The 21,538-nt window shown below is 50.4% G+C and carries 17 protein-coding genes, 1 rRNA gene and 1 other RNA gene; 16 read left to right on the plus strand and 3 right to left on the minus strand.

Annotation, left to right across the window (positions count from 1 at the left end; all coding sequences use genetic code 11):
• The first annotated feature begins 130 nt into the window (after nucleotides 1-130).
• Nucleotides 131-244, plus strand: a 5S ribosomal RNA gene (rrf, locus tag GY634_RS13445).
• 233 nt (nucleotides 245-477) lie between these two features.
• On the plus strand, nucleotides 478-1,104 hold the full coding sequence (locus GY634_RS13450) for a hypothetical protein (RefSeq protein ID WP_166409253.1): 627 nt from the start codon (nucleotides 478-480) through the stop codon (nucleotides 1,102-1,104).
• A gap of 95 nt (nucleotides 1,105-1,199) precedes the next feature.
• Here GY634_RS13450 and GY634_RS13455 read toward each other — a convergent pair whose 3' ends face one another.
• A complete protein-coding gene (locus GY634_RS13455; RefSeq protein WP_166409254.1) occupies nucleotides 1,200-2,546 on the minus strand; it encodes an alanine/glycine:cation symporter family protein in 1,347 nt (448 codons plus the stop codon).
• Nucleotides 2,547-3,182: 636 nt separating this feature from the next.
• Between GY634_RS13455 and GY634_RS13460 the strand changes: the two genes are divergently transcribed.
• Nucleotides 3,183-3,545 carry a DUF4870 family protein gene (locus GY634_RS13460; RefSeq protein ID WP_166409255.1) on the plus strand — a complete coding sequence of 121 codons (363 nt, stop codon included), beginning with the start codon at nucleotides 3,183-3,185 and terminating at the stop codon, nucleotides 3,543-3,545.
• Nucleotides 3,546-3,730: 185 nt separating this feature from the next.
• Here GY634_RS13460 and GY634_RS13465 read toward each other — a convergent pair whose 3' ends face one another.
• Nucleotides 3,731-4,003 (minus strand): SWIB/MDM2 domain-containing protein, encoded by a 273-nt coding sequence (locus GY634_RS13465; protein WP_135866657.1) that lies wholly within the window; start codon nucleotides 4,001-4,003, stop codon nucleotides 3,731-3,733.
• A 256-nt stretch (nucleotides 4,004-4,259) separates the two neighbouring features.
• Here GY634_RS13465 and pyrC point away from each other — a divergent pair, with 256 nt between their 5' ends.
• Nucleotides 4,260-5,318 (plus strand): dihydroorotase, encoded by a 1,059-nt coding sequence (gene pyrC, locus GY634_RS13470; RefSeq protein ID WP_166409256.1) that lies wholly within the window; start codon nucleotides 4,260-4,262, stop codon nucleotides 5,316-5,318.
• Between the two features lie 29 nt (nucleotides 5,319-5,347).
• Here the strand turns inward: pyrC and GY634_RS13475 are convergent, their stop codons facing one another.
• Nucleotides 5,348-7,144, minus strand: a complete 1,797-nt coding sequence (locus tag GY634_RS13475) for an ATP-binding cassette domain-containing protein (protein WP_166409257.1) — start codon at nucleotides 7,142-7,144, stop codon at nucleotides 5,348-5,350.
• Between the two features lie 65 nt (nucleotides 7,145-7,209).
• On the opposite strand from GY634_RS13475, the gene rnpB reads away from it, so the two are divergent.
• The 12 genes from rnpB (at nucleotide 7,210) to GY634_RS13535 (ending at nucleotide 21,530) form a co-directional block, all read left to right on the plus strand.
• An RNA gene (gene rnpB, locus GY634_RS13480) (RNase P RNA component class A) lies at nucleotides 7,210-7,606 on the plus strand.
• Nucleotides 7,607-7,955: 349 nt separating this feature from the next.
• Nucleotides 7,956-8,387: a division/cell wall cluster transcriptional repressor MraZ gene (gene mraZ / locus GY634_RS13485; RefSeq protein WP_166409258.1), complete on the plus strand. Its 432-nt coding sequence runs from the start codon at nucleotides 7,956-7,958 to the stop codon at nucleotides 8,385-8,387.
• Nucleotides 8,388-8,395: 8 nt separating this feature from the next.
• On the plus strand, nucleotides 8,396-9,454 hold the full coding sequence (gene rsmH, locus GY634_RS13490) for a 16S rRNA (cytosine(1402)-N(4))-methyltransferase RsmH (RefSeq protein ID WP_166409259.1): 1,059 nt from the start codon (nucleotides 8,396-8,398) through the stop codon (nucleotides 9,452-9,454).
• Nucleotides 9,451-9,747 carry a cell division protein FtsL gene (ftsL, locus tag GY634_RS13495; RefSeq protein WP_166409260.1) on the plus strand — a complete coding sequence of 99 codons (297 nt, stop codon included), beginning with the start codon at nucleotides 9,451-9,453 and terminating at the stop codon, nucleotides 9,745-9,747. Before rsmH ends, ftsL begins: the two co-directional genes overlap by 4 nt.
• Nucleotide 9,748: 1 nt before the next feature.
• Nucleotides 9,749-11,482 (plus strand): peptidoglycan D,D-transpeptidase FtsI family protein, encoded by a 1,734-nt coding sequence (locus GY634_RS13500; RefSeq protein ID WP_166409261.1) that lies wholly within the window; start codon nucleotides 9,749-9,751, stop codon nucleotides 11,480-11,482.
• Nucleotides 11,482-14,271 carry a bifunctional UDP-N-acetylmuramoyl-L-alanyl-D-glutamate--2,6-diaminopimelate ligase MurE/UDP-N-acetylmuramoyl-tripeptide--D-alanyl-D-alanine ligase MurF gene (gene murF, locus GY634_RS13505; protein WP_166409262.1) on the plus strand — a complete coding sequence of 930 codons (2,790 nt, stop codon included), beginning with the start codon at nucleotides 11,482-11,484 and terminating at the stop codon, nucleotides 14,269-14,271. The genes GY634_RS13500 and murF overlap by 1 nt, the downstream gene beginning before the upstream one ends.
• Complete coding sequence (gene mraY / locus GY634_RS13510; protein ID WP_166409263.1) at nucleotides 14,261-15,433, plus strand: phospho-N-acetylmuramoyl-pentapeptide-transferase; 1,173 nt, start codon at nucleotides 14,261-14,263, stop codon at nucleotides 15,431-15,433. Before murF ends, mraY begins: the two co-directional genes overlap by 11 nt.
• Nucleotides 15,430-16,923, plus strand: a complete 1,494-nt coding sequence (murD, locus tag GY634_RS13515) for a UDP-N-acetylmuramoyl-L-alanine--D-glutamate ligase (protein WP_166409264.1) — start codon at nucleotides 15,430-15,432, stop codon at nucleotides 16,921-16,923. Before mraY ends, murD begins: the two co-directional genes overlap by 4 nt.
• The gene (ftsW, locus tag GY634_RS13520; protein WP_166409265.1) at nucleotides 16,920-18,113 is read left to right on the plus strand and encodes a putative lipid II flippase FtsW; all 1,194 of its coding nucleotides are present in this window, start codon (nucleotides 16,920-16,922) and stop codon (nucleotides 18,111-18,113) included. The genes murD and ftsW overlap by 4 nt, the downstream gene beginning before the upstream one ends.
• Nucleotides 18,110-19,180: an undecaprenyldiphospho-muramoylpentapeptide beta-N-acetylglucosaminyltransferase gene (gene murG, locus GY634_RS13525; RefSeq protein ID WP_166409266.1), complete on the plus strand. Its 1,071-nt coding sequence runs from the start codon at nucleotides 18,110-18,112 to the stop codon at nucleotides 19,178-19,180. Before ftsW ends, murG begins: the two co-directional genes overlap by 4 nt.
• Nucleotides 19,177-20,583, plus strand: a complete 1,407-nt coding sequence (gene murC / locus GY634_RS13530; protein WP_166409267.1) for a UDP-N-acetylmuramate--L-alanine ligase — start codon at nucleotides 19,177-19,179, stop codon at nucleotides 20,581-20,583. The genes murG and murC overlap by 4 nt, the downstream gene beginning before the upstream one ends.
• Nucleotides 20,580-21,530 (plus strand): D-alanine--D-alanine ligase, encoded by a 951-nt coding sequence (locus GY634_RS13535; RefSeq protein ID WP_166409268.1) that lies wholly within the window; start codon nucleotides 20,580-20,582, stop codon nucleotides 21,528-21,530. Before murC ends, GY634_RS13535 begins: the two co-directional genes overlap by 4 nt.
• Nucleotides 21,531-21,538: the final 8 nt, after the last annotated feature.

The following is a 21,538-nucleotide window of genomic DNA, read 5'->3' on the forward strand; positions in this document are numbered from 1 at the left end:
GTTCAAACAAATTTAGTAGTACAATAACGCAATCCCAAACATGAAACACTGCATCATACTGATGATGTAGTTGTGCTAATTCCAGATTTAGTTGACATGCTCTGTGTAGCATGTGAACAAACCAGTTACGCTTGACGACCATAGCAAGGTGGAACCACCCCTTTTCCATTCCGAACAGGACCGTGAAACGCCTTCGCGCCGATGATAGTGCATTTTCGTGTGTGAAAGTAGGTCATCGTCAGGCTCTTACACCAAAAGCCCCGCATCCAACCGATGCGGGGCTTTTTTACGTCTGCTGAAAAGGCACAAATCCCCTGCTTGACGACTCTAAAAACTCCCCTGAGGCCTCAAACCGTGCACCGCTAGCTCGCTATGCCTACCACTGTTATGTCCCCCTCTACCTGTTATACGTTCAAGTATCGATGGATGCAGGCTGTTATAGTGTGACGCAAGCATAACGAATGGACTAGAGGCGTAATGAGATATTGTTTAGTAGTGCTACTGGCAATGCTGGTGGGTTGTTCCAGCACATATAAAGCGAGTAAAACAGAGCAGATTCAACTTACCGGTTGGGCTGAAAGTGAAACAGCACTTTATCTAGTATCAGATAGCCCTGCAAATTTCGCATTTCTGAAAACGCAGTTATCTCCTGTCTTGACGTTTTTGCAAGCTCCCGTAGGAAAGCAGGTTGCTCATTTATCAGCAATGATAGAGGTGTTTTCTAATCAAGCTGCTACAGTGACATTCTATGTGTATGTTCCAGAGACAAACTTGTCTGATGCAGAAAAATCAGTATTACTGAACACCTATGGATTTGAGGTATTCAAACCCGATTCGCATAGTTTTGTGAGAGCTATACCGCCACTGGCAGAAGCTTTAACAAAAACGGATACCTTATACATTAAGCAATGGAAAGTCGCTGAAGGTTTGGTGGCTAGGGGAATGGAGGCACCATCAGTGATGGTGACAGCATTTAATACACCGTTAAAGACAGAGTTACGTCATATGGAAGGTGAGCTGCGTATCACACCTAATCTAATAGAGTCCATGGTGTGGGCGCCTTTCATGCTTCCCTTATTACCGTTAGGTGCGTTAAGTCAGTAGGTTGTGACTCCGAAGTCAGCCATGTTGTAGTGGTGCATAAAAAAACGGCCCTGAGTAACAGGGCCGTTTTTGATAAAGCGAGAAGGCTAGGTTGTTTACTTAGGTAGCTGGCCGCTTTCGATTTTGTTGAAGAAGTCTTTAGTTTCTTTAACTACCACACCCGACAACAACAACAGAGCAATCAAGTTAGGGATAGCCATCAAACCGTTGAAGGTATCGGAAGCTGCCCATACCAAGTCCAGACTAGCAATGGTACCCATCATTACTGAGGCAACGTAGATAACACGGTAAGGCAATACGGCTCGTGTACCTAACAAGTAGGCGGCACATTTCTCGCCATAGTAGCACCAGCCCAAAATAGTACTGTAAGCAAAGAACACTAAGCCGAAGGTAACGATGTAACCACCCCAGCCAGGAAGCATGGCGTTAAAACTGTGGGTAGTCAGTGCCGCACCAGTGCTGCCATCGGCATATTGGCCGGCCATCACCAGTACGATACCTGTAATAGAACACACAACGATGGTGTCTAAGAATGTACCTGTCATGGATACCAGCGCTTGACGGCCTGCGTGGTCAGTTTTAGCTGCCGCAGCGGCGATAGGAGCTGAACCCATACCGGCTTCGTTAGAGAACACACCGCGTGCTACACCATAACGAATTACTGTACCCAGAGCACCACCGGCAACAGCGCTACCTGTGAAGGCGTCCGTAAAGATTAGACTTAGCGCTGGCAGAAGTTTTTCAAGGTTAAAACCAATGATGATTAAGCCACCCAGTACGTAGACGACGGCCATCACTGGAACGATGATGGATGCTGCGCGAGCAATACTTTTAATACCACCAAGAATAACAATAGCTGTCAGGATGGTAAGTACTACACCAGTGAGCGCATGTTCAATACCGAAGCTGGTATAGATGGATTCAGCTACCGAGTTAGATTGTACGGAGCTACCAATACCAAAGGAGGCGATGACGGCAAAGAATGCAAAAAGCACAGCCAGCCATTTCATGTTTAAGCCACGCTCGATGTAGTACATCGGGCCACCAGCCATTTCGCCGCGTGCATCGGTGATACGGTAGTGCACCGCCAAAATACCTTCAGCGTATTTGGTAGCCATACCGAAAATAGCAGTGATCCACATCCAGAACACAGCACCTGGACCACCCAGTACAACGGCTGTTGCCACACCCGCAATGTTACCCGTACCAATGGTGGCGGAAAGGGCAGTCATCAACGCGCCGAAGTGCGAGACATCACCTTTCTCTTTTTCTTGACCTGGAGTGTGTGTAAAGGCCTGACGTAGCGCCATGGGTAGTTTGGTGAATTGCAGCCCTTTGAGTCGCACAGTTAGCAATACCCCGGTGCCTACCAGCAAGATCAACATTGCTGGTCCCCAAACCCAACCACCTACTGTTTCAAAAATAGCCTGCAGCTTTTCCATTTCATCCCTCAGTGTGTTTTATTAGATTTATCATTTTTACCATGAGCTATTCATTTCAGAGAATAGGGGTATGTAGCATATTTCGGAAAGTTGTTGATTATGTGTTTATTGCTACCTATATCTTGAGATTAAGCTAACTGAAACGTTTTTGATGTTCGGTTATGCTTTTATTCAGCTTCCTTTAAGCTTTTTTGGTGTGCTGACAGGTTTTAAATTTTTTCTCAAAATTATTACAAAATAAGACCCATAATTTTATTTGTGAATCTACGTTTCAATTACCAGTTAATAATCTTGGTTTTTGATAATAACTATTTTTTAAATGAAGCTATAAGAGATAAGATATTCTTATCTGCAGAAGGACGTATTATGATTTCTGTGTTGTTACACGCTAGGCCATCCTATACATAGCACTTCGTATCGGGAAAGCGACACTAAGAGTGCAGGCTATAAAGTGCTAGGTAGCTAAGTAAGATGTAGGCGTGTAAAGCATTTTGAGCTGCTGAAGCCTTGTTGGAGCACCGCTGTAAACGATTCTTCGCTGCGTGAAGCTCTGCATATGGATGGTAAACGTTTACAATGGTTAACAGTGCAGTATCCAGCAGTACGTACTGCTATTTTAAGTTTTTGGAGGTATGCATGACTCAACCGAGCCAGTCTGAAATTGAACAAGGCTTGCCGTTCCGTACCATTGTGCATGTTGTATATGCGTTATTTGCAATTGGTATCGTGAGCATGGGAGTTTTTGGTGCAAGTATTATTGCATCTATTGTTCTTGCCTATTACAAACGTAGTGATGCCGCAGGAACAATTTATGCTGCCCATTTGGATTGGGTAATTAAAACCTTTTGGTGGGGCTTATTGTGGATGTGCGTAAGCGGACTGCTCACCTTTATCTTTATAGGTTGGATTACCGGGGTTGTAACCTTGATTTGGATTATCTTCCGTATTATTAAAGGCTGGTTGGCGCATTGGAATGCGCAGAGCCCGGAATTTGAATAATCCAGATTAAAAGCGTTGGTTATGTACTCAGGCCCTGACATGTTCAGGGCCTGAGTCATTTGGGCTCCACGTTTGCGCTTCAGTGCATAGCGTACAGACTGGAGGCAGTAAGCAGCGGCGGGGCGGAGCGGCCAAAAAAAATACCCGCCGAAGGGCGGGTAGACTGGGTATCCAGTGGTTGCTGCTTATTTCAAATGCGCGCTTAGCAATTTGCTCAGTTCAAACATGTTGACCTGATCCTTGCCCAGAACTTTTTTCAGTTTGGCGTCTGCATTGATGTTGCGGCGATTGGAAGCATCTTGGAGATTGTGTTTCTTGATGTATTCCCAGATTTTCTTAGTAACTTCTGTGCGCGGTACAGCTTCGGGACCAATTACAGCTGCCAGAGCAGGGCTGGGGGTAAGTGGCTTCATGAATCCAGTGTTGGGTTTACTGGCAGGTTTTTTACTATTGGCCATGAATAGAGCTCCGAGAGAATTGAAAGAAATGCCACAGTGCTGCTAAATCGTACAGTTAGCAGCATAACGCGTGGCTCCCTATAGGCCAATCATCAAGAGGGGGGAGATTTGTTACTGTTTGAATCGCGTCGCTATCCCTGATGTTTTGCGGGCTTACGCGCTGCAGAACTTTAGTGACTGTTGCATAATGTCAATGATGCAATCACTGGCGATGGCCCAGGGCACAGCATAGGCTTTTTTGGATATAACCGATTTTATGACACTTACTACTACCCTAACGATTCCCCGCCCGGATGATTGGCACGTGCATTTGCGTGATGGTTCCATATTGGAGGCCGTTGTAGGCCACACCGCAGCACAGTTCGGTCGGGCCATTGTAATGCCTAATCTGACGCCGCCTGTCACCACAGCCGAACAGGCTGTGGCCTACCATCAGCGTATTTTGAATGCGCTGCATAAAACAGCGCCTGGCAGCCAGTTCAAGCCTTTGATGACGCTATACCTGACAAACAATACAACGGCTGAAGAAATCCGCCGCGCAAGCGAGTCAGGTGTGGTGTATGGCGTTAAGTTGTACCCAGCGGGTGCTACAACTAACTCGGATGCTGGGGTAACGGATGTACTGCGCTACTGTGGTGCAGCCTTAGAGGCTATGCAGGAATGCGGACTGCCACTGTTGGTGCATGGTGAGGTGACTGACCCTTCTGTGGATTTGTTCGATAGAGAGGCTGTCTTTATTGATCGCATCATGATTCCTCTGCGTAAGCAATTTCCAGCGTTGAAGGTCGTGTTTGAACATTTGACTACAGCGGAAGGTGTAGCCTACGTCAGCGAAGCTGAGGGTGACATCGGTGCCACCATTACGCCGCAGCATTTGTTGTATAACCGTAATGCTATTTTTAGCGGTGGATTGCGTCCGCACTGGTATTGTTTGCCCGTGTTGAAACGTGAGAAACATAGACTGGCATTAGTGGAAGCGGCGACGGGAGGCTCCAAGCGCTTCTTCTTAGGTACGGATAGTGCGCCGCACGTGAAAGGTCGTAAGGAGCAAGACTGTGGCTGTGCTGGCTGTTATACGGCACTGCATGCCATGGAGTTGTATGCTGAGGCATTTGATGCCGTAGGTCGCTTGGATCAATTGCAGGCCTTTGCATCGGAAAATGGCCCTGCATTCTACGGTTTGCCTGTGAATCAAGACACCATCACACTGCAGCGCCAGGAGTTCGAGATTCCTGATCAGTTGCAATTGGGTGATGAGGTATTGGTACCGCTTGCGAATGGACGTAAGCTAGCGTGGTCTATTGTTAAGGCATAAAAAAGGGGCGCTAAGCCCCTTTTTTATTGTCAGCCTTGTGCTTTTTCTTCTAGCGCTTCCCAGCGTTCAAAGAGTTGTAATAGTTCGGCCTCTAGTTCTTCTAGAGAGCTTTGAATGTTTTGTGCTGCATCGTTACCGTCTTTGTAGAGGTCAGGGTCGCTTAGTTTGGCAGCCAGTTCAGCTTGGCGGCTTTCAAGTTTAGCGATCTTTTCAGGAAGAGCATCCAGCTCTTTTTTCTCCCATGGGGCTAACTTGTTCGTGCGGTTGCCTTTGGGGGCTGCTTTCTCTTTGTCGGCAGTAGCAGCGGCAGGGGCTGTAGTGGTGGTAACCGTGGCTGGGCGTTGTGCCAACCATTCGTCGTAACCTCCCACGTACTCGCCCCAGTGGCCGTTGCCTTCAGCGGCAATAACTTGTGTCACGATGTTGTTTAAGAAGCGTCTATCGTGACTGACTAGCAGGACGGTGCCTTGGTATTCTTGCAGCAGATCTTCTAGTAGTTCTAGGGTTTCGATATCCAGATCGTTTGTGGGCTCGTCTAGCACCAGAATGTTCGTGGGTTGAGCAAACATACGGGCCAACGCTAAGCGGGCGCGTTCGCCACCAGATAACGAACGTACTGGTGAGTTGGCACGAGCAGGCGGGAAGAGGAAGTCCTCCAAGTAGCTCATCACGTGCTTACGCTGGTCGCCAATTTCTATCCATTCAGTTCCGGGACTGATGGTTTCGGCTAAAGTGGCGTTTTCGTCCAAAGAACTGCGCATTTGGTCGAAATATCCCACAGTTAGGTTGGTGCCGTGTCGAATTTGCCCAGAATTAGGGGGTAATTTCCCCAAAAGTATCTGTAGTAGGGTGGTTTTACCCGCACCGTTAGAACCAATAAGGCCAATTTTGTCGCCACGCATCAATACTGTAGAGAAATCACGGATCAATATGCGATCGTCATAACCGTGGGTGATGTTCTCGGCTTCTGCTACCAGTTTGCCTGAGCGTTTGCCTTCGGAAATGGCTAAGCGTACGTTGCCCATACGTTCTCTGCGAGCAGCACGTTCACGACGTAAGGATTCTAAACGGCGTACTCGCCCTTCGTCGCGGGTGCGTCGTGCTTGTACGCCAGTACGAATCCATACTTCTTCTTGGGCTAGAAACTTATCGAACTTGGCTTGTTGTTGGGACTCAGCCTGTAGCCATTCTGCTTTACGTTCTTGCCATTTGGTGAAGTTGCCAGGGAAGCTGAAAAGCTGACCTCGGTCTAACTCGATAATTTGCGAACTGACGCTGTCTAGGAAATCCCGATCGTGGGTGATCACAATGACGCTGCCACGGAAACCTTTAAGTAATTGCTCTAGCCACAAAATACCGTCGAAGTCTAAGTGGTTAGTCGGTTCGTCTAGCAGTAAGAGGTCAGGCTCATCACTTAAGGCTTGGGCTAAGGCCACACGTTTACGCATGCCACCAGACAGCGATCCTATAAGGGCATCGTTAGGTAAACCCAACTGATCCATTAAGGCGCTGATTTTGGCTGGACGCTGCCAGTCTTCCGTTTCTGTGTAATCACCGCACAGAAAGTCATAGATTTGCTGGTCCGGAGGTAGCCCTGGTTCTTGCTCGACGGTGGCAACGCGCAATCCGCTGCTGCGCATGATTTGGCCGTCATCTGGCAGTAATCTGCCGTCAATAAGCTTCAAAAGCGATGATTTCCCAGCGCCATTGCGACCAATTAAACCGTAACGCTCACCAGAGTGAATGGTGAGGCTTGCGTTATCCAGCAAGGCATGATGGCCAAACGCCAGATGTATCCCAGTAAGGGTGACCAGATTGATTGACATGCTGCTCCGTAAAAAATCTGAAGAAAGTCTGATATTGCTATTGTCGCAGGTTACAATGCATTTGTGAGGCAGGCTGGGCAATCGCGGTAGCAATATCGAGGAAGGTCCGGACTCCATAGGGCGGGATAGCGGCTAACAGCCGTCCGATAAGCGAGTTTAGGCTTGCGAGTCGAGGAATAGGGCCACAGAGACGAGTCTGCGACGAGGGCACAACACTGTTGTGCACAGTAACGGCCATCTCCGTTACTTTGCTCTCTTGTAGGGCAGTCGTTGTAGGGTGAAACGCGGTAACCTCTATCCGGAGCAACATCAAATAGGCATACGTGAACCTTGTGTTCGAAGGGCGGCTCGTTCGAGTATGCGGGTAGATGGCTAGAGCGTGTCAGTAATGGCACGCCCAGATGAATGATTGCCGACTAGCGTGCTGGTTTACAGAATCCGGCCTATAGGCCTGTCTCACATTTCTTGCTTTTCTTCTTCAGTATTCTCCCCCTTGATTTCTTTTTTTCTCCTGGCTGGCATCTAGCAGTGGGCTGAGTGTGTCTGTGCACTTTTCGTGTGTCAAAGCCTGTCAATTGTGAGGAAATGCAAGTTTTTAGTGAAGGTTTTCCACTTTCTCCTAATAAACAACTTTTAGATTGGAATGCAATTTGTTGATTTATAGGGATATTTTAAAATCGAACTTTTCTAAGAAAGTAAGCTAAGTGTTTGTTGTCATTGGAAAAAAATGAGTTTGTGTCTTGACCTTGAACACGGCATAGCTTAGAGTGGGGAAAAGTAGGTTTTTGTGTAAAAAAGTGGGAAAAATAGCATGTTCCAAGGAAGTAATGCACTCACGCTAGATGCCAAAGGTCGGATCGCGATTCCGACCAGGCACCGTGACGCCTTGCTTTCGGCTGAACAAGGTCAGCTCACTTTGACGCGGCACTTTGATGGCTGTCTTTTGATGTACCCACGATCGGTGTGGGAAGAGAAACGTCAACAGATTGCTGCGTTCCCCATGTCAGCCCGAGCAATACAGCGTTTGATGCTAGGTAGTGCACAAGATGTGGACATGGATTCTGCAGGACGAATTTTGATTGCACCGGAGTTACGAGCAGCGGCAGGGCTAGATCGCGATGTCATGTTGTTGGGCTTGGGCGGTCATTTCGAACTGTGGAATAGTGCCGAATTGGAGCGTCGCCAAGCAGCCGAGTTGGCTGAAGGCATGATGTCTGATGTATTTGAACAGTTTTCTTTCTGAGTCGGCTAATGGAGCTACAGCATCGTTCCGTTCTCTTGGAGCCTACGGTAGCGGCTCTGGTGAATCCCGTATTTATAGCGCGGAGGCCAGAGTACCGTCCGGAACCCACGTTTAGGTCCGGTGTATTTGTGGATGCCACCTTTGGACGAGGTGGTCACAGTCGAGAGTTATTGCGCCATGTAGATGCCAACTCTCGTTTGTTTGTCATAGATAAAGATCCTGAGGCTATTGCTATTGCGAATGCGTTGGCAGCAGAGGATGCGCGTGTACGTGTGATACACGCAGGTTTTGAATCAATGGTGGATGCATTGCGTGAGCATGGTGTTCATTCCGTTGATGGCGTCATGATGGATTTGGGAGTGTCGTCTCCCCAGCTAGATGATGCTGAACGTGGTTTTTCATTCATGCGTAATGGCCCCTTGGATATGCGCATGGATAACAGTAAGGGGCCGACCGCAGCAGAGTGGTTGGCTCAGGCCGAGGTCGATGAAATTAAGGAGGTCATCGCAGATTATGGCGAAGAACGGTTTGCTTTCCAGATTGCAAAGGCGATTACAAGTCGCCGCGAATCCTCACCGCTACGTACAACGCATGATCTCGCCGAGCTGGTCGCCAGTGTCGTCCGCTCGCGCGAAAAAGGTCATCACCCAGCCACCAGGACCTTCCAGGCTATACGGATTTACCTCAACCGCGAGCTCGAGGAGCTTGCGCATGCGCTCCCGTTAATTCTGGAACTACTTAATCCTGGAGGGCGTTTAGCGGTGATTAGCTTTCATTCGTTGGAAGATCGCTTGGTGAAACAGTTCATGGCAGCTGCATCTAAACCTGCCATGGTGCATTCGCGTCTTCCAATTGCTGAAAAAGATATGCCGCAGCCTTGGTTGCAGTCATTGGGTAGAGTGTTGCCCGATGAAACCGAGATCCAGTACAACGTGCGTGCGCGCTCAGCAGTGCTACGTGTGGCTGAGCGCACCACCACCGAACTTGAAGCGAATTGGCAAAATAAGCTAGAGGCTGTTAAGGCCTATGCTGCTGGTGGCTCCGAGAAAAAGGGGAAGCGTAGATGACCATCCGTCTGCTCCTTGCGTTGGCTTTGATGTTGTCAGCCATTTCCTTGGTAACGGCTCGTTATCAGGCGCGTGAGGGCTATGTGGCGGTGGAGCGTTTGCGCAATCAAGCACAGGCTCTAGATATAGAGTGGCGTCGTTTGCAGTTAGAACGTGCAGAACTTACGCGTAACGCGCGTATAGATCAAGTGGCGCGTAAAGACTTACAGATGGTGACTGGGTCCCCCGATCGTACCGTGTATTTACGGGGCCAACCGCTGAGTTCCTTATCTTCTAGTGATGAGGAGGATTAGCATGAAACGCTTTGGTTATCACGATAATCCGGTCCTAGAAGGTCGCCTGCCCATGTGGCGGGCGAAGTTGGTTTTGTTAATGGTCATGATTGGCTTCATGGCTTTATTGGGTAAAGCGCTGTATTTACAAGGGCTTTCTACCGAATTTTTGCAGCAACAAGGCGAACGACGCTATCAACGTACCATTGAATTTCCCCCTATGCGTGGCAAGGTGTTTGACCGCAGTGGGAATGTGGTGCTGGCAAGTAGTGTGCCAGTGAAAGCTGTGTGGGCGATTCCTGAAGATGCGCGTCGCGCAACGCCTGAGCAAGTGTCGGCATTGGCTGTTTTGCTGGAAATGCCTGTCGCTGATGTACAGAAACGCTTAGACATCGAAGACAAAAACTTTGTGTACATACGCCGTCAGGTGGATATGGACGTGGCCGCTGAAGTGGCCGCTTTGCGTATTCCCGGCATACACCAACAAGACGAGATGCGTCGCTCTTACCCCGAGGGTGAGAGCATGGCGCACATTATTGGTTTTACCAATATTGAAGATAAAGGGATTGAAGGGATTGAGCTGGCCTTTAATGCCGAGCTGTCTGGTCAGTCTGGTTCGCGTCGTGTAATCCGTGACCGTCTGGGCCGTATTGTGGAAGATGTGCGCGATGCCATTCCTCCTGTGCATGGTGCCGATCTGCGTTTGTCAGTAGATGCTGGCATGCAGTACGACACCTATTCCGTATTGAAAAATGCTGTAGAAACTAACAAGGCTGCCGCTGCTGCAGCAATCGTCTTGGATGTACAAACAGGCGAAGTATTGGCGCTGGTGAACTTGCCTACGTATGACCCTAACGACCGTTCGGATCGTAAAGGGGGCGCACTGCGTAATCGCGTACTGACTGATACCTTTGAGCCAGGTTCCATCATGAAGCCTTTCACGGTGGCGCTGGCCTTGGATAACAAAAAAATCACCACAGAGACAAAATTCAACACAGGCAATGGGTCGTACCGCTATCAAGGAGCCACCATTACTGATGTGAGTCGTCATAACGGTACGTTGGACGCGGCCGGTATTTTGCGCCGTTCCAGCAATATTGGTATGGCCATGATCTCAGAGCGTCTGACCTCTGAAGAAATGTGGAACAAGTTTAATGAGCTGGGTTTTGGTCGTGTTCCACACACGCCTTTCCCGGGTGCTGCCGCTGGCCGCTTACGTCCATGGGATCGTTGGCGTCCTATTGAGCGGGCAACCATGGCCTATGGCTATGGTTTATCGGCGTCGTTGATTCAAATCGCTCAGGCATATACGGCCTTTGCGCGTAACGGTGATGTGGTATCGCTGTCGTTGTTAAAACGTGAAACCCAACCTTCTAGCGTACAGGTGTACACCCCAGAAGTGGCGCAAGAAGTGCGTCGCATGTTGCAAGCCGCAGCGGGCCCAGAGGGTGCTCGTTTGGCACAAGTAAAGGGTTACACCGTTGCGGGTAAGAGTGGTACAGCGCGAAAAATTGTAGATGGTAAATACAGCCGATCTAGCTATAGAAGCTCGTTCGTGGGTTTTGCGCCAGCTACAGATCCACGCATTGTTGTTGCGGTCAGTATTGATGAGCCTAAAGCTGGTGGCTACTTCGGTGGTTTGATCGCTGCTCCCGTGTTTTCTGAGATTGTTGCCAATAGTTTGCGCAGAATGGGTGTGCAGCCAGACGCTCCAATTGAGTCGCTGGTGGCTGTAAGTGCCAAGAGAGGTGAATAATGAAAAATAAAACGACTAACCAAATTTTAGAGTGGTTGCATAAGCAGGTGTCAGCAACGGCACAACTGTGTTTGGACTCCCGTCAAATAGAAAAAGGCGATGTGTTTTTCGCTTGCCCCGGTATACGTGGCGACGGTCGCGACTTTATTGCAAATGCGATTGCCAATGGCGCAGCGGCTGTGGTGCGTGAACAAAGCGATCAGGCGGCTGATGTTGGTGTCCCCGTTCTGGATATTGCGAATCTGGCAGATGTGTTGGGTGAGGTGGCGCACCAATGGTGGGGGCGCCCATCTGAGCAGATGAAAGTGATCGCAGTCACTGGTACGAATGGCAAAACATCCAGCGTGCAATGGATTGCCGCTGTGTTGAATAATTCAGAAGTACCTTGCGGCACTATCGGTACACTGGGTGTGACCTTGCCGGATGGCACGAACTTGGGCGGTAAGCTCACTACGCCTGATGTGCTGACAGTACACCGTAGTTTGGCTAAGTTGCGTGAAGCAGGTGCTAATTTGGTGGCCTTAGAGGCGTCATCAATCGGTATTGTGCAAGGCCGTTTGAATGGTGTGCATATTGCGATTGCTGCCCTAACGAATTTGTCGCACGACCACTTGGATTACCACTTAACACTGGAAAATTACAGAGCAGCAAAAGCACGTTTGTTCCAGTGGCCAGGCTTAGAAAGCATGGTGATCAATGCCGATGATGCATTTGGTCAAACCATCTTGGCAACGCCAGCCGAAGCACGCAAGATTTCCTATTCGCTACAAAGTCGTGACGCTGATGTGTTCGGTGATGACGTGCATATTGGTGGTGATGGACAAGTATTTAATCTGATTACTGCCCACGGCACAGCACAGATTTTGACGCACCTGTTGGGCGAGCATAATGTCGCCAACTTGCTGTTGGTTTCTGGCGTGCTGCAAGAGCTGGGTTGGCCGGTAGCTAAAATTGCCCGTTTGATGGCAACACTAGGCCCTGTACCAGGGCGTCTAGAAATTGCGAAGTCCCTAAGCATTCCAAATCGCGCTATGCCATTGCCACTAGCGGTGGTGGATTACGCGCACACGCCTGATGCCTTAGAGCGTGCGCTTGTTGCATTACGTGCAGTAGCGCAAGTGCGTGGCGGTAAGTTGGTGTGTGTGTTTGGTTGCGGTGGTGACCGTGACACCGCTAAACGTCCACTGATGGGCGAAATAGCGGGTAGATTGGCAGACCGTGTGATTGTGACCACGGATAACCCTCGCTCTGAGCAACCTGAGCAGATCATTGCCCAAATTGTTAACGGCATTGAGAGCCCACACGACATTATTGAAGACCGTGCCCAAGCTATTTTGCAAGCGGTATGGGGTGCAGAAGCGGCTGATGTGGTACTGATTGCAGGTAAAGGGCACGAAGACTACCAAGAGATCGCTGGTGAGCGTTATGTATTTGATGACCGCCAATGGGCGGCGTTTGCGCTGACATGGCTAAAAGGCGTGGATCTGTGCACAGATAGCCGCCAACTACAGCCTCAGAACTTGTTTGTGGCCGTTCGTGGTGAACAGTTTGATGGTCATCAGTACTTAGCTCAAGTAGCCGAGAAAGGCGCATGTGCGGCATTGGTGGAGTCTCGTCAACCCGATGTGAACCTGCCGCAATTTGTGGTGGGCGACACGCGACTAGCGTTGTTGCGTATTGCGAAAGTATGGCGTCAACGTTTTGCTATCCCCGTGATTGCGGTGTGTGGTAGCAATGGTAAGACTACAACCAAAGAGATGATCGCCTCTATCTTGCGTGAAAGCTTGGGGGCGGAGAACTTTGTTGCCACTTTGGGCAACTTGAATAACGACTTGGGTGTGCCACTGTCTGTATTGCGTCTGCGTGATACCCATCAAGCGGCTGTATTCGAGTTGGGCATGAACCACCCCGGTGAGATTGCGGTATTGGCGGATGTAGCCCGCCCCACCATTGCTTTGGTGAATAATGCGCAGCGCGAGCACCAAGAGTTTATGCACACAGTGCAAGCGGTAGCTGAAGAAAACGGTACGGTACTGAGTTACTTGCCAGAAAACGGTATTGCCGTCTTCCCCGGTGACGATGCATACACAGCACTATGGCAAGATTTGGCGGCTGGCAAACAGGCCTTGACCTTCGGTTTTGGTGATGGCTTGGCGGTATACGCCGAGAGCATACAAGTGAACCCGGCACACACACGCTTCCAATTGCATGTTCAGGCCGAAGACGTGGCAATCAAATTGCCCGTTCCCGGTGTGCATAACTTGCGTAACGCCTTGGCAGCTACTGCGTGTGCAGTGGCCGCTGGCGCCGAGTTATCTGCTGTAGTGGCTGGCTTGCAAGCATTCAAACCTGTTAGTGGCCGTATGCAGCCTAAATCTGTCATCGAAGGCTACCAACTGATTGACGACAGTTATAACGCTAACCCTGATTCAGTTCGTGCAGCGATTGATGTGCTGGCCGAGTTAGAGGGTCGCACTGTATTGGTACTGGGCAACATGGGTGAAATTGGCGAAACCCGCCAAGCCGCGCATGCCGAGGTAGGTCAGTACGCTAAAGAACGTGGTATTCAGCATTTGTTGGTAATAGGTTCTGACGCGATGTTTGCGGCAGAAGCCTACGGTGAGGATGCTGAACATTTTGAGCACATGGAAGATCTGCAAAAGCAGTTGATTGCATTGATGCCTGCTCATGTATTGGTTAAAGGGTCGCGTACTGCTCGTATGGAGCGTGCAGTGCAGGCATTAGAACAACATTTTGCATTAACAGAGGGAGCTCAGAATGCTTCTTGAGCTGTCACGTTGGCTCGCGGATTCACACATACGCGCTTTCGGGGTATTTGAGTACATAACCCTGCGTGCGCTGTTGGCCGCCGCTACATCCCTAGCGATAGGGTTGTGGTGCGGTCCGTGGGTGATCCGTAAATTGACAGAAATGAAGATTGGCCAAGCTGTGCGCAGCTATGGGCCTGAGTCTCACCTGCAAAAAAATGGCACTCCTACCATGGGTGGCGTGCTGATTTTGATTTCCGTAGGTATTAGTACCTTGTTGTGGGCCGACTGGACCAACCGATTTGTATGGGTGGTATTGCTGGTTACTTTCGGCTTTGGCTGGATTGGCTGGGCAGATGACTACAAGAAAGTAGTTAATCATGACCCCGAAGGTATGTCTTCGCGTCAGAAGTTCTTCTGGCAAGCGCTGATTGGTATTGTGGCAGCGGTGTATTTGAGCTTTGCGGTATCTGCGCCAGCAACCGTAGACCTGTGGCCATTGTTTAAAGATTGGGTGTTGAGCGGCTTCACTATGCCGTTACCTACTCGTGCCGACTTGATTGTGCCGTTCTTCAAAAGCGTCAGTTATCCACTGGGTGTTTTTGGTTTTGTTGCACTGACGTGGTTTGTGATTGTGGGTTCCAGTAATGCGGTGAACCTAACCGATGGCCTAGATGGTTTAGCCATTATGCCTACCGTCATGGTGGGGGCGGCTTTGGGTATCTTCGCTTACGTAGTAGGTCGTGTGGATTACTCCAAATACTTGCTGTTCCCTTATATCCCGGGGGCTTCTGAGCTGATGGTGATTTGCGCGGCAATTGGCGGTGCAGGGTTGGCATTCCTTTGGTTTAACGCGTACCCAGCACAAGTATTTATGGGTGATGTGGGCGCGCTAGCACTGGGTGGCGCGTTGGGTACCATCGCCGTGATTGTGCGTCAGGAAATTGTGTTTTTCATCATGGGTGGTGTGTTTGTTGTGGAAACACTGTCGGTGATGATGCAGGTTGCTTGGTTTAAGTACACAAAAAGGCGGTATGGCGAGGGGAGGCGGTTCTTTAGGATGGCCCCCTTGCATCACCACTTTGAGGTAAGCGGCTGGAAAGAAACCCAAGTCGTAGTACGTTTTTGGATTATCACCATCATGCTGGTCATGATTGGCTTATCTACTTTGAAATTACGATGAACAACTATCACTTCCCTTCGTTGCGTACCGACGGCCTGACCCTAGTGCTAGGGTTAGGAGAGTCTGGTATGGCTGCGGCACGCTGGTGCATAGAGCGCGGTGTCTCTGTGCGTTTGGCGGATACGCGTGCAAGCAATGCAGCAGCGCAGGCGTTGCAGGAAGAGTATCCACAGCAGGTAAGTTTGTGTCTGGGCCCACAGGCAGTAGAGCACTCGGCTTTGGATGGTGTGCATACTTTGGTGATTAGCCCCGGTTTGTCACCAGAACAAGCGGGTGTCAAAGAACTGTTGGCGTATGCCAGCCAGCAAGATATAGACACGCTGAATGAAACAGAGCTGTTCGCCAGAGCCTTAAATGACATGGCTGAACAGGGCTACCAACCTAAAGTGGTGGCCATTACGGGTACAAACGGTAAAACCACCGTTACAGCATTAACCCGTTTCATGTTTGAATGTGCCGGCATGACCGCTGTGGCCGCTGGCAATATTAGCCCAGCTACTATTGCTGCTCTGCGCCAGCATTTAAATCAAGACACCTTGCCAGAGGCATGGGTGTTAGAGCTGTCTAGTTTCCAATTGCATAGCTTGCGCTCCTTGCGTGCGGATGCAGCATGTGTGTTAAACATCAGCCAAGACCATTTGGATTGGCACGGTTCTATGCAGGCTTATGTAGCCGAAAAGGCGCGTGTATTTAGTTTTGCAAAATGCCATATTGTTAACCGAGACGACAGCGCAACCGTAGCCATGGTAAGCAGCTTGAATGCACCGCATGTGCGTTCTATTGGCGCGGGGGCTCCAGAACTACAAGGTGATATGGGCTTGCAGGCAGATTCCAGCTTAAGTTGGATTTCTGTGGGTGAGCCAGAGCCTAATCAAGCAGAGCGTCAACCAGCAGCAATGGTACAGTCGTTGATTCCGGGTACTGCATTGCGCATACGTGGTCAGCATAACTTGCTGAACGCACAAGCAGCGTTAGCACTGGTACGTGCAGCAGGTATAGCGTGGGAGCCTGCTCTGGATGCCTTACGTAAATATGCGGGTGAGCCGCACCGTGTGGAGCTCATCCGTCACATTCAAGGTGTGCAGTTCATCAACGACAGCAAAGGCACAAACGTAGGGTCTACCGTTGCAGCGTTGCAAGGTTTTGATCAGCCTATGGTGTTGATTGCGGGGGGGGAAGGCAAAGGCCAAGACTTCACCCCATTGGCACAAGCGGTTGCTAAATCGACTGTGGTGGCAGTGGTGCTGATTGGCCGTGATGCACCCGTTTTAGAAAAAGCATTACAGCAAGAATCTACCACTCCTATCGTGCATGCTGCGTCATTGGATGAAGCGGTACGAGTGGCTTACGAGCGAGCACCCGAGCATGGGATGGTGTTGTTGTCGCCTGCATGTGCCAGCTTCGATATGTTCAAAAGCTACGAGCATCGTGGCCACTGCTTTGTGGAAGTGGTGCAAGAGTTAGCACTGGATGAGGGAGAGGTAGCATGAGCCTATTTGCCGACCTAACCTCTAGCGTAAATGCTGTTCGGCCTGGCCGCACGGCATTGCCAGCGTTCGATATCGCGCTGCTGGCGGCTGGAGTGGTGCTGGCGGCATTCGGCTTGCTCATGGTGTATTCCGCTTCCATAGCATTGGCTGATGGCCCTCGCTATGAAAGCTATGGACGTTACTACTTTGTAGTGCGCCACATGATTTTCCTGACCATTGGCTTGATATTTGCCCTATTGGCCGTCAACCTGCCAATGCGTGTATGGCACAAGCTGGCAATTCCGCTGTTCTTGTTGGCGGTGTTTTTGCTCTTGGTTGTGTTGATCCCAGGTGTAGGTCGCGAGGTAAACGGTGCACGACGTTGGTTGCCACTGGGGCCGGTTAACTTTCAGCCTTCTGAGCTCATGAAGGTGGCAATTTTGTTGTTCGCTGCCGATTACACCGTGCGCAAGAAAGAACACATGCAAACCTTTTTGCGTGGCTTCTTGCCTATGGCCATGACCTTGGCTGGCGTTGGTTTGTTGCTGTTGATGGAGCCAGACTTAGGTGCCTTTATGGTGATCGTAGCGATTGCTGTGGGCATTATCTTCATCGGTGGCTTGAACGTGAAACTGTTCGCCAGTTTACTGGGCAGCATGGTGGTGAGTTTCTTACTGCTGATCTGGTTATCGCCGTGGCGCAGGGAACGTATTTTTGTGTACTTAGATCCTTGGAACCCCGATAACGCCTACGGTAGTGCGTATCAGTTATCGCATTCATTGATTGCGTTAGGGCGTGGCGAGTGGTTTGGCGTAGGGTTGGGCTCTAGTGTAGAAAAACTGCACTATCTGCCCGAAGCTCATACCGACTTTATTGTGGCGGTGATTGGCGAAGAACTAGGTTTTATAGGCGTTGCCGCTCTGATCTTAGTTTTCGGGTTTATTGTGTGGCGCGGGTTTGAAATTGGCCGTCAAGCATTGGCGATGGACAGACAGTTCAATGCGATGGTGGCGCAGGGCGTAGCCATTTGGTTTGGAGTGCAGGCATTCATCAATATTGGTGTGTGCTTGGGCTTGCTGCCTACTAAAGGTTTGACTCTACCGATGGTGAGCTATGGTGGTTCTGGGATTATTGCGAACTTGGTGGCCTTCGCCATTATGTTGCGCGTCGATTATGAAAACCGCAATTTGATGAGAGGGAAGCGCACATGAGCAAAACCCTGTTAATCATGGCAGGCGGTACGGGTGGGCACATTATGCCGGGCTTGGCTGTGGCGCATGAAATGCGTGCCCGCGGTTGGCGTGTGGTGTGGCTGGGCCACCCTGAGCGTATGGAAGGTGAACTGGTGCCTGAGCATGGCTTTACCTTAGAGCCTCTGCGATTTGCAGGGGTGCGCGGTAAAGGTGTGGGCACACTGGTTAAATTGCCATTGACGTTATTTAAAGCCTGCAGCGCAGCGGCGGGCGTGCTGAAAAGCGTGCAGCCAGATGTGGTGCTGGGCATGGGCGGTTATGTGGCGTTCCCAGGTGGCTTAATGGCCGCTATGAAACGTATTCCACTGGTTATACACGAACAAAATGCAGTAGCGGGTACGGCTAATCGTTGGTTGGGTAAGCTGGCGAGCAAAACCTTGGTAGGGTTTCCTGGTGCTTTACCCGGAGCGGTCATGGTGGGGAACCCTGTGCGTGCAGCGTTTCGTAGCGTCGCACCTCCAGAGCAACGTTTGGCAAACCGCAGCGGCAAACTCAAGTTATTGGTAGTGGGCGGTAGCTTAGGGGCTGCGGTACTGAATAAGACTATTCCAGCTGCCTTGGCAGCGATAGATGAAGCACAGCGCCCAGCAGTCATGCATCAGGCAGGTAAGCAGCACATTGATGAAGTGCGCAAAAACTATGCGGATGCTGGTGTCAAAGCAGAGTGCACAGCCTTTATAGGTGATATGGCGCAAGCCATGGCTCAGGCAGATTTGCTAATCTGTCGCGCGGGTGCCATGACAGTAGCTGAAGTTGCCGCAGCAGGTGTGCCTGCGCTGTTTATCCCATTGCCACATGCTATTGATGATCACCAAACCGCGAATGCCAATTATTTGGCAGGTTGTGGTGCGGCATGGTTACAGCCACAGCGCGACTTTACTGCTGAGTGGTTGGCGCAATGGTTACAAGAAAGAACCCATGATGAATTACTGCGCACGGGTGTCCATGCGCAAGAACACGCCCAGTTGCACGCAACAGAACAAATCGCGAATGCGTGTGAACAGTTGGTAAGGAGGGCGGTATGAAGCACCGCATTAAGCACATACATTTTGTAGGAATAGGCGGCTCCGGTATGAGCGGGATCGCCGAGGTGATGTTGAACCTTGGCTATGCGGTCAGCGGGTCCGATATACAAGAAAGCGCCGTGACGCGTCGCTTGTCGGAGCTAGGTGCTCGCATCGTGATTGGCCATAACGCCGAGAACGTGAAAGGTATGGGGGCGATTGTGACCTCTACCGCTATTGCTGGCGATAACCCCGAGGTACTGGCAGCCCGTGCTGCACGTATCCCTGTTGTGCCACGCGCACTGATGCTGGCAGAACTGATGCGTTTGAAACGTGGTATTGCGGTAGCGGGTACGCATGGCAAAACCACCACCACCAGCTTGGTGGCTAGCGTGTTGGCAGCCGGTGACTTAGATCCTACTTTTGTGATCGGTGGCCGCTTGAACTCTGCTGGTGCTAATGCGCGATTAGGGCAAGGCGATTACATCGTGGTGGAAGCGGACGAGTCAGATGCGTCTTTCTTGAGCCTGCTGCCTGTGATGGCGATCATCACCAACATTGATGTAGACCATATGGATACCTATGGTCACGATGTAGCGCGCTTAAAAAGTGCTTTCATCGACTTTACACATCGCTTGCCGTTTTATGGCAGTGCGGTGTTGTGTATGGATGACCCCAATGTGCGCGAGATCATTCCGTTTGTATCGCGCCCTGTGACCACTTACGGTATTGAGCAACCTGCACAAGTACGTGCAGTGAATTTGCGCTGTGAGGGGACGCGTATGCACTTTGATGTAGAGCGTCAAGGCAGCACCGGCATGTTGCCTACTTTGTCTATCGTCCTGAACTTGCCCGGTAACCATAACGTGTTGAATGCCTTGGCGGCGATTGCGGTAGCGACCGAACTCGGTGTGCCAGATTCAGTTATCGCTAAAGCATTAAGCGAGTTCACGGGTGTAGGTCGTCGCTTCTCGCAAGTGGGTGATTTCGATGTGCCTGAACGCAACGGTGGCGGTAGCTTTACCGTAATTGATGATTACGGCCATCATCCCAACGAGATGGCTGCTACATTAGCGGCTGCTCGTGGAGCATGGCCTGAAAGACGCATTGTTTTAGCCTTTCAACCACACCGTTATACCCGTACTCGTGATTGCTTTGAAGACTTCGTGAGTGTGCTGGGGAATGCCGATGCGGTATTGCTCACTGAAGTGTATGCGGCAGGTGAAAAACCGTTGGTGGCGGCTGATGGCCGTTCGTTAGCAAGAGCCATTCGTGTGGCCGGGCGAGTAGAGCCGGTGTTCGTAGCGGAAATTGACGAATTACCACGGGCCATATTGGATTTTGTACGTGATGGTGATGTGGTGATCACGATGGGTGCAGGCAGCATCAGTCGTATCCCTGCACGTTTAGGGGAAATAGAATGACGCAGAGTTTTGGTAAGGTAGGCGTACTGTACGGTGGCCATTCCGCTGAACGTGAAGTTTCTTTGATGTCCGGTCAAGGTGTGTACGATGCATTGCGTAGCAAAGGCGTTGATGCTCACTTGTTTGATACGGGCGTACACACATTGGCCGATTTAGCCGCACAGAAGTTTGATCGCGTGTTTATCGCATTGCACGGCCGCTACGGTGAAGACGGCACGCTGCAAGGTGCGCTGGAAATGCTGGGCATTCCTTACACTGGCAGCGGTGTGATGGCCTCTAGCGTGGCGATGGACAAAGTGATGACCAAGCGTATCTGGATACAGAAAGGCTTGCCTACACCAGCGTTTGAATTGCTGGATAGCGATGCGAACTTGACTGGTTTAGATCAACGTCTGGGTTTGCCCTTCATCATGAAGCCTCAGCACGAAGGTTCTACGGTTGGTTTTTCTAAGATTGATCACGTAGAGCAGATTCCTGCAGGTTACGCCTTAGCGGCACGATTTGATCATGTATTGGCCGAGCGCTTTATTAAAGGCCGTGAGTTAACCGTACCCGTCTTGGGCGTGGGCGAGGGTGCGCGTGCGTTACCCGTGATCGAAATTGTGGCTCCAGGCGGTAACTACGACTTTGAGCACAAATACATCAGCAACGACACACAGTACTTCTGCCCAGCGGATTTGCCAGAAGCCTTAAGCCTGGAAATTCGTGAAATCACGCGCCAAGCGTTTTTGGCCTTGAATTGTGAAGGGTGGGCACGTGCCGACTTTATGTTGGATGACGAAAACCGCCCATGGTTGCTAGAGATTAATACATCGCCAGGCATGACTAGCCACTCATTGGTACCGATGGCGGCTAAAGCCGAGGGGATTAGCTACGCGGATCTGTGTGTGCAGATTCTGTCTATGGCCAGTTTGAAAGTACGTGCCGTGGCACGTCTTGAAAAGTAGGAGCTGCG

The organism is Paenalcaligenes suwonensis (assembly GCF_011290505.1).
GTDB classification, from domain to species: domain Bacteria; phylum Pseudomonadota; class Gammaproteobacteria; order Burkholderiales; family Burkholderiaceae_B; genus Paenalcaligenes; species Paenalcaligenes suwonensis.